This window comes from Shinella oryzae, assembly GCF_023038235.1.
Lineage (GTDB): Bacteria > Pseudomonadota > Alphaproteobacteria > Rhizobiales > Rhizobiaceae > Shinella > Shinella sumterensis.
Map to the genome: position 1 here is coordinate 434,690 of NZ_CP081988.1, position 24,164 is coordinate 458,853.

General features: G+C 65.3%; 14 protein-coding genes and 1 riboswitch. Of the genes, 3 read left to right on the forward strand and 11 right to left on the reverse strand.

Annotated elements, in window-relative coordinates; genetic code table 11:
* Nucleotides 1–6 precede the first annotated feature (6 nt).
* The 6 genes from K6301_RS18215 to katG all read right to left on the reverse strand — a co-directional run bounded on the left by K6301_RS18215 (nt 7) and on the right by katG (nt 8,563).
* Nucleotides 7–978, reverse strand: a complete 972-nt coding sequence (locus K6301_RS18215) for an amino acid ABC transporter permease (RefSeq protein ID WP_247221950.1) — start codon at nt 976–978, stop codon at nt 7–9.
* A gap of 26 nt (nt 979–1,004) precedes the next feature.
* Nucleotides 1,005–2,285, reverse strand: coding sequence for an NAD(P)/FAD-dependent oxidoreductase (locus K6301_RS18220; RefSeq protein WP_247221952.1), 1,281 nt, complete (start codon nt 2,283–2,285; stop codon nt 1,005–1,007).
* A 59-nt stretch (nt 2,286–2,344) separates the two neighbouring features.
* Nucleotides 2,345–3,172, reverse strand: coding sequence for a transporter substrate-binding domain-containing protein (locus K6301_RS18225; RefSeq protein WP_247221953.1), 828 nt, complete (start codon nt 3,170–3,172; stop codon nt 2,345–2,347).
* A 429-nt stretch (nt 3,173–3,601) separates the two neighbouring features.
* On the reverse strand, nt 3,602–3,907 hold the full coding sequence (locus K6301_RS18230; RefSeq protein ID WP_247221954.1) for a hypothetical protein: 306 nt from the start codon (nt 3,905–3,907) through the stop codon (nt 3,602–3,604).
* Entirely contained in the window at nt 3,904–6,195 is a 2,292-nt protein-coding gene (locus K6301_RS18235; protein WP_247221955.1) for an FdhF/YdeP family oxidoreductase, read from the reverse strand. The genes K6301_RS18230 and K6301_RS18235 overlap by 4 nt, the downstream gene beginning before the upstream one ends.
* Before the next feature lie 184 nt (nt 6,196–6,379).
* Complete coding sequence (katG, locus tag K6301_RS18240) at nt 6,380–8,563, reverse strand: catalase/peroxidase HPI (protein WP_247221956.1); 2,184 nt, start codon at nt 8,561–8,563, stop codon at nt 6,380–6,382.
* 167 nt (nt 8,564–8,730) lie between these two features.
* Here katG and K6301_RS18245 point away from each other — a divergent pair, with 167 nt between their 5' ends.
* Nucleotides 8,731–9,657 (forward strand): hydrogen peroxide-inducible genes activator, encoded by a 927-nt coding sequence (locus K6301_RS18245; protein WP_247221957.1) that lies wholly within the window; start codon nt 8,731–8,733, stop codon nt 9,655–9,657.
* Nucleotides 9,658–9,818: 161 nt separating this feature from the next.
* Nucleotides 9,819–16,607: a beta strand repeat-containing protein gene (locus K6301_RS18250; protein ID WP_247221958.1), complete on the forward strand. Its 6,789-nt coding sequence runs from the start codon at nt 9,819–9,821 to the stop codon at nt 16,605–16,607.
* Nucleotides 16,608–16,675: 68 nt separating this feature from the next.
* Here K6301_RS18250 and aguB read toward each other — a convergent pair whose 3' ends face one another.
* The 4 genes from aguB to K6301_RS18270 all read right to left on the reverse strand — a co-directional run bounded on the left by aguB (nt 16,676) and on the right by K6301_RS18270 (nt 21,824).
* The gene (gene aguB, locus K6301_RS18255) at nt 16,676–17,554 is read right to left on the reverse strand and encodes an N-carbamoylputrescine amidase (RefSeq protein WP_247221959.1); all 879 of its coding nucleotides are present in this window, start codon (nt 17,552–17,554) and stop codon (nt 16,676–16,678) included.
* A gap of 124 nt (nt 17,555–17,678) precedes the next feature.
* Nucleotides 17,679–19,403: an acetyl/propionyl/methylcrotonyl-CoA carboxylase subunit alpha gene (locus K6301_RS18260; RefSeq protein WP_247221961.1), complete on the reverse strand. Its 1,725-nt coding sequence runs from the start codon at nt 19,401–19,403 to the stop codon at nt 17,679–17,681.
* A 10-nt stretch (nt 19,404–19,413) separates the two neighbouring features.
* Nucleotides 19,414–21,006, reverse strand: coding sequence for a 5-oxoprolinase subunit B/C family protein (locus tag K6301_RS18265; RefSeq protein WP_247221962.1), 1,593 nt, complete (start codon nt 21,004–21,006; stop codon nt 19,414–19,416).
* A 50-nt stretch (nt 21,007–21,056) separates the two neighbouring features.
* Nucleotides 21,057–21,824, reverse strand: a complete 768-nt coding sequence (locus K6301_RS18270; protein WP_247221963.1) for a LamB/YcsF family protein — start codon at nt 21,822–21,824, stop codon at nt 21,057–21,059.
* 124 nt (nt 21,825–21,948) lie between these two features.
* Here K6301_RS18270 and K6301_RS18275 point away from each other — a divergent pair, with 124 nt between their 5' ends.
* On the forward strand, nt 21,949–22,611 hold the full coding sequence (locus K6301_RS18275) for a GntR family transcriptional regulator (RefSeq protein ID WP_134648743.1): 663 nt from the start codon (nt 21,949–21,951) through the stop codon (nt 22,609–22,611).
* A 7-nt stretch (nt 22,612–22,618) separates the two neighbouring features.
* Here the strand turns inward: K6301_RS18275 and K6301_RS18280 are convergent, their stop codons facing one another.
* Entirely contained in the window at nt 22,619–23,668 is a 1,050-nt protein-coding gene (locus tag K6301_RS18280; protein ID WP_247221964.1) for a D-alanyl-D-alanine carboxypeptidase family protein, read from the reverse strand.
* A gap of 190 nt (nt 23,669–23,858) precedes the next feature.
* Nucleotides 23,859–24,086, forward strand: a riboswitch (cobalamin riboswitch).
* The last annotated feature ends 78 nt before the right edge of the window (nt 24,087–24,164 follow it).

Sequence of the window (24,164 nt, forward strand, 5' to 3'; positions counted from 1 at the left end):
CCCCCTTCAACGAGCGTTGAAGCGGCCGAAACGCTCTTCGATGCGGGATTGCGCGAATTCCAGGCCGATGGACAGGATCCAGTAGATCATAGACGCGGTGATCAGCATCTCGATATGGCGGAACTCCGTCTGACCCATCGTGCGGGCGAGATACATAATCTCCCAGACACCGACGACCGATACGAGCGAGGAATCCTTCAGCATGGCGATGAACTGGTTGCCGGTGGGCGGGATGATGACACGCATCGCCTGCGGCAGGATGACCAGCATCATGGTCTGGGCGGGGCTCAGACCGAGCGCCGTCGCGCCCTCCGTCTGGCCGCGATTGATGCTCTGGATACCAGCGCGAAAGATTTCCGTCATATAGGCGCCGTAGCAGAGCGAGAGCGCGAGAATGCCGGCCGGCACGGCGCCGATCACATAACCGACCTGCGGCAGGCCGAGATAGATGATATAGATCTGCATGAGCAGGGGCAGACCGCGGAAAAGCGAGGTGTAGAAGGTCGCAAGCCCGTAGATCACGCCATTGCTTGACAGCTTGGCGATCGCGCCGGCAAGCGCGATGATCGTCGCGATGACGATCGAAATGGCCGAGATATAGAGCGTGGTCACGACGCCCTGCGAAATGAGGAAGCCGATCTTCTTGGCGATGAAGGCAAAGGACAGATCGAAGGAATAGAAGAACAGCATCAGCAACGCGAAGAGCTCGAGCCAGACGGCCACGATCTGCTGGCGCCGTGAAAGCTGGCGCAACGCCTTCCAGTTCGCGGCGAGGATCAGCGCGATCAGCAGTGCCGAGACAAGCCGGCCGATACCGGGATTGGCTTTGACCCACTCCGCCGACGACGGCAGCAGATGGCCCATCCACGCCGGGCTCACCCCAAGGGCATAGAGGGCCGCTACCACGAAGGCGAGGATCAGCAGGCTGCCGACCCTGCGCGCTGTTTCGGGATAGGAGAGTATCAGCCGACCGATCATGTTTCGTCCTTTCCCGTGTCAGACGTTCAGGCTGCGCGCTCGCGCCACCAGTCCTGTGCCTGAAGCTTCCAGTAAGTGAGTTGCGCCACCGCAAGCCCCGCAAGGCCGCCGGCCCACACGAGGCCGAAAGGCTCGTAGAGCCGGTAGCGATCGCTGGCGCCGAGAATGCCTTCGGCGATCACCTTGCCGCCGATCGCCGTGGTGTTCAGCCCGTGCCCGCCGAATGCGGTGCAATACCAGACGCCCGGGCTCATGCAGCCGATCTGGGGCATCAGGTGGCGGGCATAGGACATGAGGCCCGACCAGGCGAGTTCCGTTCTAAGGCCCGCGAGCTGCGGATAGGTGCCGACCATCTCCGCACGCAGTTCCTTGACGAGACCGGCCGTCGAGGCAGCATGCGTGGTGATGCGTCCACCCCAGAGAAGCCGGCGGCCATCGTCGATGACGCGGTAATAATCCCCTGCCCTGCGGTTGTCGCCGATGGCGTCGCGCGTAGCGATGGCCGACGCGATCAGCTCCGGCGCCTCTTCGCTGACCATGACATAGGTCGCGATCGGCAGGAAGGAGCGCTTCAGCCTGCCGTTGAGGCCGCCTGTATAGCCGCCCGTCGTGAAGACGACGTCCCGCGCCCGCGCCTCGCCGCCTGCGGTTTTCACCCGCTTTTCGGGTCCCGAAAGCGCCGTGGCCGTTGCGGGAGATTGTTCGAAGATCAACCCGCCGAGACGCTCGATCTCGCGTGCGATCCCGCGCAGGTAGTTCAGGGGATGGATGTGAAAGGCGTTCGGATTGCGCAGCGCCTGAAAATAGCGCTCCGACTTCAGGACCGCCCGCACGGCGTCGCGGTCCATATATTCCAGTTCATAACCGTAGTCGCGTCGGGTCTGCTCGGCATAGGCCTTGAGACTTGCAGCATCGTCGTAGCGCAGCACGCTCATGAGACCGGGCACGGGTTTGGCATCGTCGATGCCGAGCGCCCTGATATTGTCGCGAACGAAATCCACACCCTCGATGGAAAGCATGTGGAGCTTGCGTGCTGTGTCCTTGCCTGCGATCCGGGCGATATCGTCGGCATCAGTCGCATAGCCGGCGCTGACAAAGCCGCCATTGCGTCCCGACGCGCCGAAGCCGACGCTTTCGGCCTCCAGCACCGCGACGCGCTTGCCGGCCCTCGCGAGTTGCAGGGCGGTCGACAGACCGGCCAGGCCCCCACCGATGATGACCGCGTCGCATTCCACCGTGCCCGAAAGGGCCCCGCGCGTCGCGCCGTCCGCCATGGTTCTCTTGTAATAGGTGTCCGGATAGGCCATCGGCATGCTCCCCCTGAAAATGAATGGCGCGGACGTAGATCGCCCGCGCCGGCCTTGCCTCAGTCGGCGCTGTAATCCTTGCCGTACCACTTGGTGGTCAGCTGGCCCAGCGTCCCGTCCTTCTTCATCTCCTCGATGATCCCGCCGACCTTCGCGGTCCATTCTGGGTCGACCTTCTCCGCGATGACGACGAGCGGCTCGCGGAAGGCATATTCCCCTTCGAGGATCTTGACCGGATAACCGTTCTTGATGGCGTTCATCGCCGTCTGTTCCGGCGCGATAACGGCATCGAGGCGAACACCGGCTCCAAGGCGCAGATCGTCGAAGGGCAGCATGGAATCAGCGAAGGTGCGGACCTCGCCCGGTTCCAGCTTGTACTCCACGGGCGGAAGGCCGGGCGCATCGATCTCGAGGCGGCGGTTGATGAAGTCTTCGGACGTCGTCGCGGTCTCAACGCCGATGACCTTACCGTTCAGGTCGTTGACGGACTTTGCCTCGCTGTCCTTGTGCACGACATAGACATAGGGGCTGTAATAATAGATCCCGACGAAGTCGATGACCTGCGCGCGTGCCTTGGTGGGCGTGACCGAGCCGACGCCGAGGTCGTATCGACCCTGCCAGCGGCCACCCGTCAATGTCTGCCAGTCCGGCGTATCGAAGCTCACCTCGACGCCGAGGCGCTTGGCGATCTCGCGCGACACGTCGATGTCGAAGCCGACCATCTCGTTGTTGTCGTCGAGGTAACTCTGGGGTGGCCAGCCGCTGTTGGTGGCGACAACCATCGCCTTCTTTTCCATGACGCGGTCGAGCGTTTCTCCGGCCTGTGCCGATACCGCAGCCGCCAGGAACGCGGCCCCGATGGTAAATCGCATGAAAAGCGTTTTCATGTGGTCCTCCTTAGGTAGGTCAGCCTTGATCCCCATTATTATGTAAGATGTCTGACAACGAAATCTGTCAGCGCACAGCTTTCTGTGTCAAGCGTGAAGCGACCGGGACCTCATGAAACAATAAGATCACATCATAGGTTTTGGTGATGGGTGATGATCGAGGTGCTTGCGGTCAAGCGGCGCGGCCGGTCGCCTTCAAACACGCTCCGACGAGCGAAATGGTCCTTCTCGAACGCGCTCCGCCTTGAAGCCCGCAAGATAATTTCTCACGCAGGTTTATTTAATCAACCGTACCCGATTCGCCATATCAGACCTTCCTTGTCGATGGTCAAAACCGTAGTTGGGGTTACTCGCGTTCTCGCGAGCTTCCCCGCGTCACCGGGAGCCAAACCGTGGCGCTTGCTGCCCCGCTTCGTGCGGGGCTTTTTTTCACCGCATATCCTCCGCGAAAAGATGCGCCGCCGCCTTACCGAGCGTGAAATGCGTGCGCATGGTGCGGCCATCCCTCTTTTCGATATGCAGCAATCCTTCGCGTTGCGCCAGGCCGTTGACCGCGCGCAGCACCAGCGCGTGCTCGATGTCGAGCAGCCGCGAAAAGGTGCGGCTGTCGCGGGCAATATCGGTGTGGGCGGCGACAAGGAGTCCGGTCTCGAGCGCGGTCAGGCCAGGATCTCTTTGCTGCAACTTCCCGACCGCCGCAAGGAAGTCGTCCGCATCGGGTGCGGCGGCGCTCACGCCGCCCGCTTGCGGAACGTCACCATGATCGACTTGGAGGTCGGCGTGTCGCTCTCCTCGCCGGCGCTGGCGAGCGGCACGAGCACGTTCAGTTCCGGATAATACCCGGCAATGCTGCCGCGCGGGATATCGTAGGGCACGAAACGGAAATCTGCGGCGATACGCTCGACGCCGTCATCATGATCACCGACGACGTCCACACGTTCGCCGGCTTCGGCCCCCATGGCCTTCAGGTCTTCAGGATGGATGAAGATCACCTGGCGCTCGCCATAGACGCCGCGATAGCGATCGTCGAGGCCATAGACCGTGGTGTTGTACTGGTCGTGCGACCGGAATGTCTGCAGCGCGTAGCGTCCGCCGCCGCGCTTGGCGCGCTGGTGCACCGTCTCCGACGGCAGCGGGCCGCTGAAGAAGGTCGCCTTGCCGGCCGGCGTGCTCCACTCGCGGTGGGCCGCCGTGTTGCGCAGGTGAAAGCCGCGCGGCTTGCGCAGACGCTTGTTGTAGTCTTCGAAACCCGGAATGGTCGCCTCGATATGGTCGCGGATCCGGTCGTAGTCGTCGGCGAGCGCCCGCCATTCGACGACGCCGTCGCCGACGGTCGCCGCCGCGATGCCGGCGATGATCGAGACTTCGGACAGCTGATGCGGCGAGGCCGGGCGATTGATTCCCGCCGAGCCGTGCACCATGCTCATGGAGTCCTCGACGCTGATCAGCTGCGATTGGCCGGCTGAGTTGAGGTCCATTTCCGTGCGGCCCAGGCAGGGCAGGATATAGGACACTTCGCCCGGCATCAGGTGCGAGTGGTTGGGCTTGGTGGCGATGTTGACCGTGAGCTTGAGGCCACTCAGAGCTTTCTCGACGAGGGCGCTGTCGGGCGTCGCGCGCGCGAAATTGCCGCCAAGGCCGATAAAGGCCTGCGCCGACCCGTCCAGCATGGCGCCGATGGCGGACAGCACATTGTGCCCGTCCTTGCGCGGCACCGTGAAACCGAAATGTGTCTCCAGCGCATCGAGGAAAGCCTTCGGCGGCTTCTCGTTGATGCCGACGGTGCGGTCGCCCTGAACGTTGGAGTGGCCGCGCACCGGGCAGAGGCCGGCCCCGGGCCGGCCGATATTGCCGCGCAGGAACATGAAGTTGGCAATTTCGCGGATCGTCGCAACGGAATGGATATGTTGCGTGACACCCATCGCCCAGGTGCAGATCACCCGGTCGGCCTTCATATAGACCTCGGCTGCCCGTTCGATCTCGACACGCGTGAGGCCCGATTGATCCTCGATCGCGGCCCATTCCGTCGCATCGACCGCGGCGCGGTAGGCGGCAAAATCGGCGCAGTGCTCGGCAAGGAAAGCATGGTCGAGAACGGAGGGAAGACCGGCGGCAACCGCCGCATCCTCGGCCGCCAGCACGACCTTTGCCATGCCGCGCACGGCGGCCATGTCGCCTCCGAGCTGCGGCTGGAAATAGTGGCTGGCGATGTCCGTCGCCCCGCCGCGCAACATCTCGATCTTGTCCTGCGGGTCGGAGAAGCGCTCAAGCCCGCGTTCGCGGATGGGATTGAAGACAACGATACGCGCGCCGCGCATGGCCGCGCGACGCAGGTCGCCCAGCATGCGGGGATGGTTGGTGCCGGGGTTCTGGCCGATCACGAAAATCGCATCCGCCGCTTCGAAATCCTCCAGCAGGACCGTGCCCTTGCCGACGCCGATCGCCTGCTTCAGGCCGACGCCGCTCGCCTCATGGCACATGTTCGAGCAGTCGGGGAAATTGTTTGTCCCGTAGATGCGCACGAAAAGCTGATAGAGATAGGCCGCTTCGTTGCTGGCGCGGCCGGATGTGTAGAACTCGGCACGATCCGGGCTATCGAGCCCCTTGAGAATGCCGCCGATCTCCGCAAAGGCCTCGTCCCAGGCCACCGGCAGATATTTGTCGCTTGCCGCATCATAGCGCATCGGATGCGTCAGCCGCCCGTTTCGCTCCAGCTCGTAATCGCTGAGCTTGCGCAGTTCGGAAACGGTGTTGGCGGCGAAAAAGGCCGGCGTCGCGCGCTTCTCGGTCGATTCCCACGCGACGGCCTTCACGCCATTCTCGCAGAACTCAAACGAGGAGCCATGGGCGGGATCGCCCCAGGCGCAGCCCGGGCAATCGAAGCCGTCCGGCTGGTTGGCCTTCAAGAGCGTGCGCGCGCCGGAGATCGGCATGCCGCTCTCCAGAAGACGTTTTCCGCAGCTTTTCAGCGCTCCCCAGCCGCCGGCCGCGGAGGATTTCTTACCGATAAAGGGTGTGTCCATGGCGGCGATATTTGCGATCCGTCAGGAATGATCAAGGGGACGGTTCGTATGGCTTGATAGGCAACGCCTATCAAGCCGGATGGAGAGCGCTGCCCGCGGCCGGACATGGTGTCAGGCAGTACGCCTTCCAAACAAAAACGCCGCGGAGCTTGTCCGCGGCGTTTTCGATGCGACGATCGTTCGATCAGGCGAGATCGAAACGGTCGGCGTTCATGACCTTGTTCCAGGCAGCGACGAAGTCGCGCACGAACTTCTCGCGGGCGTCGGACGAGCCGTAGACTTCGGCAAGTGCGCGCAGCTGGGCATGCGAACCGAAGATCAGGTCGACGCGGGTGCCGGTCCACTTGACCTCGTTCGTCTTGCGGTCGCGGCCTTCGTAGACGCCGTTCTGGCCCGCGAGCGGGGCCCAGACCGTGCCCATGTCGAGCAGGTTCACGAAGAAGTCGTTCGTCAGGGTTTCCGGGCGGTGCGTGAAGACGCCATGCTCCGGCGCACCGGTCTTCAGCACGCGCAGGCCGCCGAGCAGCACCGTCAGTTCCGGTGCGGTGAGCGTCAGGAGCTGAGCCCGATCGATGAGGGCTTCTTCTGCCTTGAGGAACTGCTTGCGGTTGGCGTTCACATAGTTGCGGAAGCCATCGGCACGCGGCTCGAGCGCAGCGAAGGAGGCCGCATCCGTCTGTTCGGCAGACGCATCCATACGGCCGGGCGTGAACGGCACGGTCACGTCGTGGCCGCCATCCTTCGCCGCCTTCTCCACACCCGCGCCACCGGCGAGCACGATAAGGTCGGCAAGCGAGATCTTCTTGCCGCCGGTCTGGGCTGCATTGAAGTCCGACTGGATGCCTTCGAGAACGCCGAGCACGCGGGCAAGCTGTTCCGGCTGATTGGCTTCCCAATCCTTCTGCGGAGCCAGGCGGATGCGTGCGCCATTGGCGCCGCCGCGCTTGTCGGAACCGCGGAAGGTCGAGGCCGAAGCCCACGCGGTGGACACCAGTTCCTGCACGGAAAGACCGGAGGCCAGAACCTTCGCCTTGAGATCCGCGATATCCTTCTCGTCGACCAGCGGATGGTCGACAGCGGGGATGACATCCTGCCAGATCAGGTCTTCAGCCGGCACTTCCGGACCGAGGTAACGGGCCTTGGGACCCATGTCTCGGTGGGTGAGCTTGAACCAGGCGCGCGCAAAGGCATCGGCGAACTGGTCCGGGTTCTCCAGGAAGCGGCGGGAGATCTTCTCGTATTCCGGGTCGAAGCGCAGCGCGAGGTCCGAGGTGAGCATGCGCGGCAGGTGCTTCTTGTTCGGATCGAACGCGTCGGGGATCGTGGCACCGGCGCCCTTGGCGACCCACTGGTGCGCGCCGGCCGGGCTCTTCTCCAGTTCCCACTCGTAGCCGAATAGGTTCCAGAAGAAGTTGTTGCTCCACTTGGTCGGCGTCGAGGTCCAGGTGACTTCGAGCCCGCTGCCGATCGCATCCGTGCCGACGCCGGAATTGAACGTGCTCTTCCAGCCAAGACCCTGTGCTTCCAGTTCGCCGCCCTCGGGATCGATGCCGACGAAAGAGGGATCGCCCGCGCCGTGGGTCTTGCCGAAGGTATGGCCGCCGGCGATGAGCGCGACGGTCTCTTCGTCGTTCATGGCCATGCGGGCGAAGGTGGCACGGATATCGCGCGCCGATGCGAGCGGGTCCGGGTTACCGTTCGGGCCTTCCGGGTTGACATAGATCAGGCCCATCTGGACGGCGCCGAGGGGTTCTGCCAGTTCGCGCTCGCCGCTATAGCGCTCGTCGCCGAGCCAGGTGCCTTCCGGGCCCCAATACAGCTCCTCAGGCTCCCAGACGTCGGCACGGCCGCCGGCGAAACCAAAGGTCTTGAAGCCCATGGATTCGAGCGCGACGTTGCCGGTCAGGATGAGAAGATCGGCCCAGGAGATCTTGTTGCCGTACTTCTGCTTGATCGGCCAGAGCAGGCGGCGGGCCTTGTCGAGGTTGACGTTATCAGGCCACGAATTGAGCGGCGCAAAGCGCTGCTGGCCCATGCCAGCACCGCCACGGCCGTCGGTGATGCGGTAGGTGCCGGCAGAGTGCCAGGCCATGCGGATGAAGAGGCCGCCGTAATGACCGAAGTCCGCCGGCCACCATTCCTGCGAATCCGTCATCAGCGCATGGAGGTCCTGCTTCAGCGCGTCCAGGTCGAGCTTCTTGAATTCCTCGGCATAATTGAAGGTCTCGCCCATCGGGTCCGACAGGTTGGAATGCGTGTGCAGCACCTGGACATCCAGCTGGTCCGGCCACCAGTCGCGGTTAGAGCGACCCTTCGTTACGGAATGCGCGACGGGACACTTGCCCGCGGTGTCGGTTTTCTGGTCCATGATGGTCTCCTGTTCGTCAATGCCCAGTGATCGGCGGAAAGCACAAAACGACCTTAGCCGCCTTGCATGACGGCAAACAGATCGCCGCGCCTTCGTTGCCTCCTTCATAGCCGACTGATACGATAAATTTAAGTTGGATTTACTGATTATCCCGATAAGATATTCTTATGGCGAACTTGACCCTGAAACAGCTGCGATATTTCGAGGCGTTGACCCGGCATGGCCGGTTTCGCCTGGCCGCCGATGCATGTGCGATTTCCCAGCCCGCGCTGTCCATGCAGATCAGGGAACTGGAGGACCAGCTCGGCAACGAGCTTTTCGAGCGCACCGCGCGCGATGCGAAGCTGACGGCCTTCGGCGAGATCTTCGCCCACCGGGTCCGCGACATCCTGCGCGCCGTGGATGAACTGGGCGAGCTCGCCCGCGCCGCGCGCAACCCGTTCCTCGCACGCCTGCGCATCGGCATCATCCCGACGGTCGCGCCCTACCTGCTGCCTGTCGTCATCAACGAGCTCAACCGCACCTTCGAGGGCATCCAGATCGATGTGCGCGAGACCCAGACGGCACGCCTCATACAGGAGCTGGCGCAGGGCGAGTTGGACATGGCCATCGTGGCCCTGCCGGTTTCCGAGCCTTCGTTGACGGAGTTCAAGCTCTTCGACGAGGATTTCGTGCTCGTCCGGCGGCACGAGGACGCGGGAAAACCCGTGCCCGAGCGCGATGCACTGCGCGAAATGCGGCTGCTGCTCCTGGAGGAAGGCCATTGCTTCCGTGAGCAGGCCCTCTCCTTTTGCCGGATCGGCTCCGCCCGCCCGCGTGAGATCATGGAAGGCAGCTCCCTTTCGACGCTGGTCCAGATGGTGGGGGCAGGTATCGGCATCACCCTGATCCCCGAAATGGCCGTTCCGGTCGAAACGCGGTCGGCGCAGGTTTCCATCGCCCGCTTCCCCGCGCCTTCACCGTCGCGCACCATCGGCATGATCTGGCGCAACGCGACACCGCTCGTCCGCCAGCTCCGGCAGATTGCCGATGTCATCCACGCCTGCACCGCGCCCATGCGCGAACGCGCAGAAGGCGGCACCGGCCGGCCGTAGGCGAACGGGCAAAAGCGGCGGTTTTCCAGGGACATCCAAAGGCCCCACAAGAATACCAGAAGGCAAAAAGACAGGCTCAGGCAAGCTCATCCGCGTATGGAAAAGCCTGCCTAGTTGTGGAATCGCGCGTTCTTTTCGCTATTATTTTCAGGGTTTTGCTCATGACGTCGGTCGTTTCATCGCTCACCATCAACCAGATCCGGCAGCTGAAGCCGGAGGTGATCCGGGAGTGGACGACGGAAGACGTGGCCTCGCTTTCGACTGGCCAGCTGGGTGCGCTTTCCTCCGCGCAAGTCGCCGCGCTGGAAGCGGAAGACATCGGCGTGCTGGGCGCGCGCATCAGCGCGATCTCGCGCGGCGCCATTCTCGGCCTGTCGCTGGAACATATCGGCGTCCTCGAGAAATTCGCGATCGAAAGCCTGACCACCGGACAAGTGGGCGCGCTGTCGACAGCCCAGCTCGGTGCCTTGACGAGCGATCAGGCCGAGGCCCTGACGCCCGGCCAGATCAATATGCTGAGCGCCGCGCAGCTCGCCGCGCTCGGTCCCGAGGAAGTCGCGACCTTCTCCGAGGAGGACATGGCGGCGATCAGCTACAAGTCGGTTCAGGGGCTCAGCCCCGCGGCAATCGCCGCGCTCTCCACCGACCAGATCGCATCGCTTGCGCCGCTTTCGCTGGCAGGGCTCACATCCGCGCAGGCCGCGGCGCTCACTGCGGAGCAGAGCGAGGCGCTTTCCATCGAGCAGGTCGCCCTTCTGAAGCCCGCCCAGATCGCAGCACTCGGCCCGGACGCTATCCAGGCATTCTCCGCCGAACAGATCGCCGCGCTCAACACCGGCGCGATCGGCGGCCTGACGACCGCACAGATCAAGCTTCTGGACACCGACCGGATCGAGGCCTTCACGCCGGCGCAGGTGCGGGCGCTCACGGCCCAGCAGCTCGCCGCCATCGGCCCGGACGGCATCGTCACCTTCTCTCCCGCCGATATGGCCGCGATCTCGGCCAAATCGATTGCCGGCTTGAGCCCGGACATGATCGCCGCGCTGGATGGCGAGCAGATCGCGGCCCTCGACCCGAAAACCATTGCAGGCATGACGGCCGCCCAGGCCGCGGCACTCACACCCGATCAGATCGGCGAGTTCACGCCCGCGCAGGCCCGCGCCCTGACCGCAACCCACCTCGGCGCCTTCTCGGCCGAAAGCCTTGCGGCACTGTCGAGCGAAAGCATCGCCGCCCTGTCGAACCAGGCGATCAAGGGTATCAGCACGACCGCAATCGCAGGGCTGGACGGCGAAGTCGCGACGCTCGTGGAATCGCTGAGCGCAAGCCAGATCAGTGCGCTCGACGCAAAACAGATCACGGCCCTCGGCGCGCAAGGCCTGCGCTGGTTCACGCCCGCCCAGATAACCGCCATAAGCCCGGCAGGCGTCAAGGGACTGACGACGGATCAGATCGCCGAGCTCGATAGCGACCAGGCCGCGGCCTTTACGCCCGGCCAGATCAAGCTCTTCGCGGCGAACCAGATCGGCGCGTTCGACCGCTTCTCCATCGCCGCCTTCTCGCTGGAGGATATCGCGGCCATCGCCGGCAACGCCATCGGCGGTCTCAGCACGGATGCCATCGAAGGCCTGACGCCGGCGCAGATCGCCGCCCTCAGCCCGAAGGCCATCGCCGGCCTGACCGCACAGCAGATCGCGGCCCTTTTGCCGGAACAGGCAGCGGCTCTCACGCCCGCCCAGGTGAAGGCGATGACGCCGACCCAGGTTGGCGCACTTTCGCCCGAAGCCATTGCCGCCTTCTCTCCCGCCAAGATCGCGGCCATTCCGACCAATGCCATCGGAAGCCTGAGCACGGAGACGCTCGCAGCTCTCGACAGCGCCCAGATCGCGGCCATGACGGGCGCGCAGATCGGCGCGCTGAAGCCTGCCCAGGTCGCCGTGCTCGATGTCGAGGTTCTTTCGCCAGCCCAGGTCCGCTTCATGACCGCGCAGCAGCTCGCGGCGCTCAGTGCCGAAGCGCTGTCGACCTTCTCTGCCGAAGACATGGCCGCCATCACCAACAAGGCGATCACCGGCATCAGCAGCGCCGCGATCGCCGGTCTGCCGGCCGGCCACATCGCCGCGCTCAGCACGGCGACCCTCGCCAGCCTGACCACGGCGCAGATGCGCGGCGTCACGAGCGAACAGCTGCTGGCGCTCTCAACCGGACAGATTGCCGGCCTCAATGCAGGGCAGATCTCCGCGATTTCGTCCAGTGCGCTGCTCGAACTTTCGCCGGCCCAGTTCGGCGCCATCAACGGCAAGGCGGTGGCTGGTCTGTCCACGTCAGCGCTCGCGGCCCTGTCGACGGACCAGATCGCCTCGCTCAGCTCGGGTGTCATTGCCGGGTTGACCACGCAACAGATCGCGGCCCTCAGCCCGGGCCAGCTCGAGGCGCTCACGCCGACCCAGGTTCGTGCGCTCAGTGCCAAACAGCTGACCGCACTCGGTTCGGCCGGCATCGCAACCTTCTCGACCGACGACATCGCGGCGATCAACGCGAAGGCGATACCTGGACTGTCCAGCTCTGCCTTCGCCGAACTGACATCCAGCCAACTCGCCGCCCTCACCACCGCACAGATCGCCGCCCTGCTTCCCGCGCAGATCAGCGCCGCCAGCGAAGGCTTCTTTGCCGGGCTGACACCCGCGCAGGTCGCCGTCCTCGGCACGGGCATCATCGCCAGCCTCAAGCCCGAGCAGATCGAGGCCATGACGACCGCGCAGGTCGAGGCGCTCACGCCGACCCAGATCCGCGTCCTGAACTCCGCCCAACTCGCCGCGCTCGGGCCCGAGGAACTCGCAACGTTCTCGACCGCCGATATCGCGGCAATCAGCAACAAGGCCATCTCAGGCCTGACGGCCGGCGCGCTGGCCGGCCTCACCACCCAGCAGACGGTGGCTCTCAGCCGCTCGGCGCTTTCAGGCCTCACCGCCGAGCAGGTCGAAGCCCTGTCGACGGCCCAGATCGGCGCGCTCACAACGACGCAGATCGGCGGGCTCACCTCCGCACAGATCGCAGCACTCGAACTCCAGGATCTCCAGGCTCTGACGCCCGCGCAGATAACGGCGATCGGCGGCAGCGCTCTCAAGGGGCTCGGCACGGATCTCCTGGCGGGCCTGTCTTCGGCCCAGCTCGCCGCGCTCACCACCAGCGCCGTCGCGAGCCTCACCAGCGTCCAGGTGGAGGCCCTGACATCCCAGCAGATCGGCCTGCTGTCCTCCAGTCAGGTCAAGGCGCTGACCTCCGCACAGCTGGGCGCGCTCGGCAGCAATGTATCGGCCCTCACCCCCGCCCAGATCGCCAGCCTCAGCGCCGCCGCCATCGCGGGTCTCGCGACCGACCAGATTTCCGCCCTGCAATCGGGCCAGTTGGCCGCGCTGACGCCAGCCCAGATCGGTTCGCTGTCTTCGAGCCAGGTCGCGGCACTGGGCAGCGACAACCTGGCCAACCTGACGACGGCGCAGATCGCCGCCATCAGCGCGGGCGGCATTTCCGGCCTGACGTCGGCCCAGATCAATGCGCTCGGCGCCGGGCAGATCGCAGCGCTCACCGCCAAGCAGATGGCGGGCCTGACCTCGACGCAGATCCCGGCCTTCAGCACCGCCAAGATCGCAGCGCTAACCACGGCGCAGATTGCCGGTCTCAATGCCGGCAGCATCTCCGGTTTCACGACCCAGCAGCTCGCCGTGCTGAACACCGCCCAGGCGGAGGCCCTGACGAGCGCGCAGGTGGGAACGCTGAGCTCCGAACAGATCGCGCAGTTCGGCACCGACAGCATCGCCGCCTTCTCCACGAAGGACATCTCGATGATCACGGCGGGCGCCATCGCCGGCCTAACCACCGCAACCCTTGCCTCGCTTTCGACGGCACAGATCGCCGCGCTCAGCCCCGCAGCCGTCGGCGCGCTCAGCACACGCCAGATCGACGCCCTGAGCAGCGCGCAGGTACAGGCACTGAGCCGCACGCAGATTGCCGCGATGAGCTCGGCGCAGATCGCCGCGCTCGGCCCTGACGACATCGCCACCTTCTCCGTCCAGGAAATGGGCGCGATCAGCGCGGGCGCGATGGCCGGCCTTTCGACGGACGCGCTCGGCGCGCTTTCGACGGCGCAGATCGCAGGCCTCAGCACGGCCGGCATCAGCGGCATGACGACGAGGCAGATTTCCGCGCTGAGCCTGGCGCAGGCGGAGGCGCTTTCCACCACCCAGATCGGCAGCCTGTCCTCCACGCAGCTTGCCGCCTTCACGACGGACAAGATCGCCACCTTCACGACGCGCGAGATCGCTGCGATCGGCGCAACGGCCGTCGGCGGCCTTTCAAGCGACACCATCGCCTCGCTTTCGACGGCCCATATCGCGGCGCTGAGCACGGCGGCGATCAGCGGGCTGCAGCCGCGCCAGATCGCGGCCTTGACCAGCGCGCAGCTCGACGCGCTGCGGCCGGACCAGGTGCGCATCCTCGATGCGCGCCAGATCGCCTCGCTCGGGCCGGAGTATATCGCGTCGCTGACGCCCGCGCAGATTGCCGCCCTTGGCACTGCTGCCATTGCGGGCCTTTCGACCGAACAGGTCGCCGCACTTTCGACGGCCCAGGCCGAAGCGTTGGCGCCGGCGCAGATCGCAGCCTTCACCTCCCGCCAGATCGCGGCGCTGAGTGCCGAACAGCTCGACACCTTCTCGCTGGCCGACATGGCGGCCATTAGTTCCACCGCCATGGCCGGCCTGTCGACGGGCATGCTGGCGTCGCTCTCGACGGGCCAGATCGCAGCCCTTGGCCCCGCCGGGCTTTCGGGAATGACCAGCGCGCAGATCGGAGCCCTCAGCCTCGCGCAGCTCGAAGCCCTGACAACGGCGCAGATCGGTGCTCTCGGCTCCCGGCAGATCGCGGCACTGACGCCGCAGAACCTCGCGGGCTTCTCATCTGCGCAGATCGCCGCGCTCAGCGCCGGCGCGATCCCCGGCCTCACCGCGGCGCAGATCGCCGGCCTCTCCAGCGCGCAGGCCGAGGCGCTCACCAGCGCGCAGATCGCGGCGCTCGGATCTGCCCAGATCTCCGCCTTCAGCCCCGAAAATATCGGCACCTTCACGACGGCCGAGATCGCTTCTATCGGCTCATGGGCTGTCGCCGGGTTGCCGACGGCCGTTATCGCGGCCCTTCCGGCAGGCCATATCGCCGCCCTCAACGCGGCAGGCCTTACTGCCGCGCAGGTGTCTTCGCTCAGCGCCAGCCAGTTCGAAGCGCTGACAAATCTTCAGCTCGCCGCGCTCGGCTCCACGCAGATTGCGGCCTTCGGCACGGCGGGCATTGCCGCGCTTTCGCCTGCACAGATCGCCGCTCTCAGCACGGCCGCCGTCGCCGCCCTCAGCACCGCACAGATCGGCGCGCTCTCGACCGGGCAGGCCGAGGCGCTGACGCCGACACAGGTCGGTGCGCTGACCTCACAGCAGATCGCGGCCTTCAGTGCTGACGATCTCTCGCTTTTCTCGACGGCCGATATCGCCGCGCTCGGCTCGCGGGCCGTCCTCGGCCTGTCGACCGCCACGCTGGCGACGCTGACCACAGCCCAGATCGCCGCTCTCAGCACGGCCGGCATCTCCGGTCTGTCGAGCGCGCAGATCAACGCCCTCACCGAGGAGCAGATCGAGGCCCTGACCGCCACACAGATCGGTGCGCTCTCCTCCAAGCAGGTCGCCGTCCTCGATGCCGCCGACATCGCCTTGTTCACCACGGCGGAAATCGCCGCCATCGGCTCGGCGGCCATTGCGGGCCTGGCGGTGGCCATCATCGCCGGTTTCTCGCCCGAACAGATTTCGGCGATCAGCCCCGCCGGCATCGGTGGCCTGTCCACAAGCCAGATCGCCGCGCTCGGCTCGACGCAGATCACCGGGCTCTCCACCCAGCAGATCGCGTCCCTCGGCTCCAAGCAGATCGCAGCCCTCGGCGCGGCCGATATCGCGGCACTTACCCCCGGCCAGCTTGCCGCCATCAGCCCTGCCGGTCTTGCCGGGCTCACTGGCCCGCAGGCCGCAGGCCTGAGCTTCGAACAGGCCGAAGCCCTGTCCGCCAGCCAGATTGCGGCGCTCGGTTCCGCCGCACTCGGCGGCCTGTCGAGTGCGGCCCTCGATACGCTTTCGACGGACAAGCTCGCCGCCATCGGATCGGCGGCCATCAAGGGCCTGCCGTCCTCATACCTGGCGACGCTGGAGACCGCCGAAATCGCCGCATTGAGCACAGGCGCCATTTCCGGCCTCAGCAGCGCGCAGGTCGCCGCGCTCTCGACGCAACAGGTCGAGGCCTTGTCGGCAGCGCAGATCGCAGCCCTCAGCTCGCCCGGCACGGCCGGCCTGACGCCCGCGCATATGGAAACCATCTCCACGGAGGAGCTGGCGTCGATGAGTTCGTCGGCGATAAGGGGCCTGACGACCGCCGTCATCGGCGCGCTGTCGACCGAAAGCGTGGCAGCCTTGCGCAAGGAGCAGATCGCCGCCCTCACCTACGGCCAGATGGGCGCCATGAGCACCAGCCAGGTCTCGACCCTCTCGACGGAGCAGGCCGGCGCGCTGACCGCCACGCAGACGGCAGCACTTGGCCCGGCAGCCCTCGCGGCCTTCCCCATCGACAACATCGTCGCGCTGGGGACCAACGCCATCTCGGGTCTGAGCACGGCGGCGCTTGCCGGGCTGACGCCGGAGCAGGCGAATGCCTTCACCCCCGGCCAGCTCGCCGCAATGAGCCAGTCGCAGATCGACGCGCTGCCGCGCGGGCCGGGCGCCTCGCCCTCTAGCTTCCGCACCGCTGCGGAAGACACCGGCGCGCCGCAGGATATGCAGCCCCAGCCCGAGACCGCGGTTGAAACGGGCGGCCAGCAGAATGATATCGCGGCCTTCATCTCTTCCTATCTGGAAGTCTGAGCTTTAGGCATACGAAAAGAGCCGGACGTCTCGTCCGGCTCTTTGTCATCTCCTCTTGGCGGTCGACGTTACGAGACCGCATGGCCGTCCAGTGTCGCCAGATGCCTGTAAAGCTCCGGCCGCCTGTCGCGGAACACGCCCCAGGATCGGCGCTGATGATCGATGGCGTCGAGATCGAATGTGGCGGTCAGCACCGTTTCCGTCTCCCGATCCGCCTCGGCGACCTTCGCGCCCGTGGCGTCAGCGATGAAGGACGAGCCGTAGAAGGTGATCTTTGTGCCGTGACGGCCTTCTTCCGTGCCGATGCGGTTCGAGGCAATGAGCGGCATGAGGTTGGCGCCGGCGTGTCCCTGCATCACACGCTGCCAGTGCGCACTGGAATCCAGCATCGGATCGTGGGGCTCGGAGCCGATGGCCGTCGGGTAAAGCAGGATTTCCGCGCCCTGCAGGGCCATGGAGCGTGCGGATTCAGGGAACCACTGATCCCAGCAGATGCCGACGCCAATGCGACCGACGCGTGTATTCCACACCTTGAAACCGGTATCCCCCGGCGAGAAATAGAACTTCTCGGTATAGCCGGGCCCGTCCGGAATGTGGCTTTTGCGATAGTTGCCGAGGACGCTGCCATCGGCGTCGATAATGGCCACACTGTTGAAATGGGATTGGCCGGCACGCTCGAAGTAACTGATCGGCAGCACGACGCCGAGTTCGGCGGCAAGCTTGGCAAAATGCGCGATCAGCGTATTGCCCTCGAAGGGCTGCGCCAGCGAAAAGAAATCGTGGATCTGGTCCTGGCAGAAATAGGGCGCGGCAAAGAGCTCCTGGATGAGCACGAGGTCGGCGCCTTTGTCCTTCGCGTCACGGACAAGCTGCTCAGCCCGCTCGATATTGGCCTTCTCGTCCCAGATACAGGCCATCTGGGTGGCCGCGACCGTCACATTGCGCATCTGCCGATTTCCTTCACTCGACGCCATTCTGTGCGGACAGCGGCAATGCAATTTCGCAGCGCTCCGCGCGCGCATTTAGGCAGGCCCGTGTTCCTCCGGTCAATGAGTCATTTGGGGCGTGTCGTCATGGCTCGTAGATCAGCAGTGTCTCGCCGGCATTGACATAGCCGCCCTCCTCCACCCGCCGGCGCAGACGACCGGCGCGGGCCGCGAAGACCTGCGTTTCCATCTTCATGGCCTCCATCACGGCGACAAGGTCCCCTTCCGCCACCTCCGCACCGTCTGCCACCCGGAAGGCCTGGAGGGTGCCGGAGACCGGCGCAATGATCGCGTCTTCGGCCGGCTTTGATTTGGCAGCTGATGTCGGGCCTCGTCCCGCCCCTCCCAGACCGGCAACCAGCATGGCCGGAAAGGCCAGCGCGACGCGTCGGCCGTCGATTTCCACATGGGTACGGATCAGCGCCGGGTCGGCGGCCGGTTCAGGCCGCGCGGCGGCCTCCGGCATGGCCGCGAAATCCGTCTCGATCCAGCGCGTGTGGACCTTGAAGCCTTCCGTGCCCATGAAATCCGCGGTTTCGATGGCCGCGCGGTGGAACGGCAGGATGGTGGCGACGCCCTCGATGCGGAACTCCCGCAAAGCGCGGCGCGCGCGGCGCAACGCCTCCTCGCGCGTGGAACCCGTCACCACCAGCTTGGCCATGAGGGAATCGAAGACGCCGGGGATGGAGGCGCCATTCGCCACGCCGCTGTCTAGCCGCACGCCGGGGCCCGACGGCGGCTCGAAGACGGTGATCGTGCCCGGCGTCGGCAGGAAGCCACGACCGGGATCCTCGGCATTGATGCGGAACTCGATGGCGTGGCCGCGCGGCGCAGGCGTTTCAAGGACGGACAGGCGCTCGCCATCTGCAATGCGGAACTGTTCGACGACGAGATCGATGCCGGTCGTTTCTTCCGTGACGGGGTGCTCGACCTGGAGGCGGGTGTTCACCTCGAGAAACGAGATGGTGCCGTCCACGCCGAGCAGGAACTCCACCGTCCCGGCGCCGGTGTAACCGGCCGCAGCGCAGATCGCCTTCGCCGCCGCATGGATCGTTTCGCGCTGTTGTGACGTCAGGAAAGGGGCCGGTGCTTCCTCCACGAGCTTCTGGTTTCGCCGTTGCAGCGAGCAGTCGCGGGTGCCGAGCACCACCACATTGCCATGCCTGTCGGCAATGACCTGCGCCTCGACATGGCGCGGGCGGTCGAGGAATCGTTCGAGGAAACACTCGCCCCGGCCGAAAGCGGCCGTTGCCTCGCGCACCGCCGATTCGTAGAGATCGGCGATCTCGTCCATCTTCCAGGCGACCTTGAGACCTCTGCCGCCGCCACCATGCGCCGCCTTGATGGCGACAGGCAATCCATGCTGCTTTGCAAATGCAAGGACCTCGGCAGGGGACGAAACCGGGCCATCGCTGCCGGCCACGAGGGGCGCTCCGACTTGAGCGGCGATCCGGCGCGCCTCGACCTTGTCGCCGAGCGCCTGGATGACTTCAGGGTCGGGGCCGATCCAGGTGAGGCCCGCGTTCAGCACGGCGCGCGCGAACTCGGCCCGCTCGGAGAGGAAGCCATAGCCGGGATGCACGGCATCCACCCCGGAACGCCGGGCGATGGCGATCAGCTTTTCGATATCGAGATAGGTTTCGGCCGGCCGCACCCCATCGAGACCGTAAGCCTCGTCGGCCTGGCGCACGAAGAGCGCATCCGCGTCCGGGTCCGCGTAGACCGCGACCGATTGCAGGCCGTAATCGCGGCAGGCCCGCACGATCCGGACGGCGATTTCCCCGCGATTGGCGATCAGGACTTTCTTCACGGCATGTCTCCTAACGGGTCGCGGCAATGTCGGCGAAAGGGCCGAGCGGACGGAAACGGATCTTCGCATTGACGGGGATCTGCCCTGCCAGATCGAGATGGTAGTCGGCGACGGCCCCGATCACCGGATAACCGCCCGTCAGCGGATGGTCGGCGAGAAACAGCACCGGCTGGCCGCTATGCGGAACCTGGATCGCACCGGTCGCCGTGCCTTCGCTCGGCAGCTCGGCGCTATCCCTGCGTTCCAGCGGCACGTCGCCGGCCAGGCGGATACCGATGCGGTTGGATTGCGGGGTGACCTGCCAGAGCTGGTTCGTCAGCGTTTCCAACCCCTGTTGGGTGAACCAGTCGGTGCGTGGCCCAAGCACGACATCGAGCGTCACGACATCATCGGCACCCGGCAGATCGAAGGCGGCAGCCTCGTCGAGCGCGACGCTCGAAAGCCCTGCTGTCTCGTGCTTCAGCGCCAGCACGGAGCCGGCCGTGACAATGGGAGGTCCAACGACGGCGAGCGTATCGGTCGCAGCGCTGCCCAGAACCGGCGCCACCTCGAAACCGCCCCTGACCGCCAGGTAGGTACGCATGCCCCTGCGCGGGTGACCGATGGTCACGATATCGCCGGGCTCCAGCGCGATCGGTGCATAGGTTTGGTGTTCCCGGCTCGTACCCGCATGATCGCGTACGGTCACCGATACGGTTGCGCCGGCAAGCGCGATCACCGCTCGCGCATTACAGGCGAAACTGAAGCCGCCGAGCGTGAGTTCCAGTGCCGGCGTGTTCACCGGATTGCCGATCACGCGATTGACGGCGTTGAAGGCCGAACGGTCCAGCGCACCGGAGGCGGACACGCCCTGCCCCGTCTGGCCGAAGCGGCCGAGATCCTGGAAAACAGCGGGGATCGGCGCGGCCAGCACGCTGAACTGCGACCCCTCGGCACGTCCAACCGGTACGGCGCGCGGGAGCGCCCCGGGAACATCGATGGACCTGCCGGCCGCATCCATATCGCGGAACCGGACGCGATATCCGGGCTGCAACAGGGCACCAGGTTCGCGATCGATGTCCCACATTCTGACGGGTGTCTTGCCGATGATCTGCCAGCCGCCTGGGCTCTCCTGCGGATAGACGCCGCTGAAAGCGCCGGCAATCGCGACGGAACCGGCGGGAACGCGGGTGCGCGGGCTCTTGCGACGCGGCACATGCAGCGCCGGATCGCCGCCGACAAGATAGCCGAACCCCGGCGCGAAACCGCAGAAGGCGACGGTGAACTCGCTCCCGGTGTGCCGGCGGATGACCTCCGCGACGCTGAGGCCCGTCAGTTCCGCGACATCGGCAAGGTCTTCGCCATCATAGTGCACAGGGATCTCGACCAGATGCCGGGACGGTTCGATGCGGGCCGACAGATCGCGCCGGCCGACCTGTTCGGCAAGCGCCGCCGGAGACATTACCTCGGGCCGGAAACGGATCATCAGCGTACGGGCGGCCGGCACCATCTCCTCGACGCCGTCGATGGGCTCAGCCTGCAATGCCGCGAAGAGTGCGAGCGTCTCGTCGAGATCGGCAAGTTCGACGAGGACCGTGGTCAGGCTGACGGGGAGAACGCGCATCGGAGCCTCGCGAAGGCGATGTTTCAGGACAGTCCCGGCGAGGACGGCGTTCAGGCCTGTTCGGCAAAAGAACGGATGGCGATACCTTCCGCCTCGAAACGACGCCGGATTTCACGCGCAATGGCAACGGCGCCCGGGCTGTCGCCGTGCACGCAGATCGACTGCGCCTCGATCTGGATCGTGCTGCCGTCGATGGCCTGGAGCGTTCCGCCGCGGGCAAGCTGCACCATCCGGTTTGCAATGACGGTCTCATCATGCAGGACCGAACCTGCTTCGCGACGCGAGACCAGTTCGCCCTTCGGCGTGTAGGCCCGGTCGGCAAAGGCCTCGGCAACGACGGAAAGGCCTGTGCGTCGGGCGAGATCGAGGATCGGGGCATTGGCGAGCCCCATCAGGATGAGCGAGGGATCGACCGCAAGAATGCCATCGATCACCGCCTGCCCCTGCCCGGCATCGTAGGCAATGCGATTGTAAAGCGCTCCGTGCGGTTTCACGTAGCGGACCGTCGTTCCCGCCGCCGCCGCGATGCCCTTCAGCGCGCCGATCTGGTAGATGACGTCGGCGGTCAGGTCTTCCGTGGTGATATCGAGATCGCGCCGTCCGAATCCGACGCGATCAGGGTAGGAGACATGGGCGCCGACCACCGCACCATTCGCGGCGGCAGCCTTCACCGTGCGATAGATGCCGGCGGGATCGCCCGCGTGGAACCCGCAGGCGATATTGGCGGAGGAGACGATGGCAAGCATCGCAGCGTCATCACCCATCCGCCAAGCGCCGTAGCCCTCGCCGAGATCGCTGTTGAGATCCATCGCCGTCATGTTCCCTCCATGGCTATCCTTCAGATAGGGAGGACTTTACATGAAAGAACAAAAATATCAATATTGTTCAACAATCATTCCTCTAGTGAAGAGCGACGAGCATTATGGGGCGAGGAAAAACACAATGACAGAGGATGGGCAGGGCCTGCCACTTGCCGACCGCCTGGCGCGGCGTATCCGCGCGCTGCTGATCGCCGGAGAGCTTTCGCCCGGCCAGCGCCTGTCCGAGGCAGCATTCAGCGAGCGCTTCGACGTGTCGCGCAATTCGCTGCGCGAGGCGTTCCGCCTGCTGACCAAGGACGGCCTTCTGCGCCATGAGGCCAACCGCGGCGTCTTCGTCGCGGTCCCGACCATGGCCTCCGTCATCGACATATACCGCGTGCGGCGCATGCTGGAATGTGCTGCCCTGCGCCAGGCCTGGCATCAGCATGCGGCCATCGGGGCAATGCGCGATGCGGTCGCCGAAGGACGTGAGCGGCGCGACGCCGGTGACTGGACGGGCGTCGGCAGCGCGAATATGACCTTCCACGCGGCGATCATCGATCTCGCAGACAGCACGCGCATCAGCGAATTCTACGAACGCATATCAGCGGAATTGCGGCTCTGCTTCGGGCTGCTGAAAGACCCGGCGCACCTGCACGCGCCCTTCGTGGACATGAACGGCGAGATCGTGACGCTGCTTGAACAGAACAAGCGCGAAGAGGCCGCCGCGCAGCTCGACGCCTACCTCAACCTGGCGGAACGGACGATGCTGAAGACGCTGGAGCGCGCCTCCGAGCCATCATGACGCCGGACTAAGACGGCCGGCGGGCGGGTATCGGCACATCCACGGCCGTATCGTCCGCCCATGTGCTGATGGTGTGAACCTCGCCTTTCGTCTCGCCCTGCAGATAACTCTCGTGGCCGGGCAGCCCCATCGGGTAGAGCGCGTCGCGGCTTGCCTCGTAGGCTGCGCTCTGGTCGGTGCAGAGGCGCACGCGCATGTCCTGCGGTGCGACATCCTTGCGGTTCGCCAGGTCCTCGACGCGCGCGCCGCCGGAAAGCCGCCCCTCGAAGGCCTGGGTCATGTATTGGGCGGAGCGTTCGTTGCGCTCACGCTCCGTCGTCGCGCCCAGAATGACCACCATCACCCGCTTGCCGTTTCGCGCGGCGAGCCCGACGATATTGCGACCGGATGCGCACAGGAAGCCCGTCTTCATCCCCGTCGTGCCCGGATAGCGGGTCAGCAGCAGATTGTTGGACTTGATCTCCTTGCCGTCGATGGTGACCGACGACGCCAGGAAGAAGCGTCGGTATTCGGGAAACTGCCGGTCGACTTCCATGCCGAGGATCGCGAGGTCCCGTGCAGTCGTATAGTTGGTCTTATCGAACAGACCGTTCGGGTTGGCGAAATGGGTGCCGGTCAACCCCAGACGCGCCGCCGCGTCATTCATGCGCTTGACGAAGGCGGCCTCGTTGGGCGCCACCGTTTCGGCGACGGCGACAGCGACGTCGTTGGCAGAGGCGGTGATCATGGCGAAAAGCGCATCCTCGAGCGTCATCGCCCGGCCGAAGGTCAGCCCGGATTCGAGGAACGCCTGCTTGGTCGCATTGCGCGTCATGGTCACGGGCGTCGTCAGCGTCACCTCTCCCGCTTTCAGCGCTTCGAACGTCACGAAAGCCGACATCAGCTTGGTCGTCGACGCCGGATACCACGGCACGCCGGCATCTTCCTCGTACAGCACCTGATGGCTGTCGGGATCGACGACGAGAACAGGCGTGGCACTGGCGGCGCTAGCCATGAACAGGCACGCCGCCACTACCAGACATTTCCACGCTCGCCCGAGCATCGTGCTTTCCGCCATGTATCCGTCTCCAGAAATCAAGCTATTCTAATGGCATGGCATCGCCTTGAAGGGCAAGATGCCGATGCGACGCACGCTCGCGCAGCAGGCGAAGCCATCCATCGCGGCCTGCATACGTCCCGTTTTCGACGAAGACGCGGCAGTGTCTTCCGCAAGCGAGCATCTGCGCCTTGACGCGGATCGGGGCGCGTCATAAGGGGAATGCGACGGTTCCCGGAGGACGACTCCGAAGGGATTAATAGGGAACACGGTGCGGACGACCCAAAAGGGACCAAGACCGTGGCTGCCCCCGCAACTGTAAGCGGATTGTCGACCATCCCCGGGCCTTAACGGCCATGCCACTGCGAAACACCGCGGGAAGGCAGATGAGCGACAGACATCCGTGAGCCAGGAGACCTGCCGTCGAACACGATCCAATCAACCGGGCGGGGATGCCTGGAAAGGAGCAGATATGTCTGACCTGAACCTTCGCCATATGACGGCATCCATCCGCCTC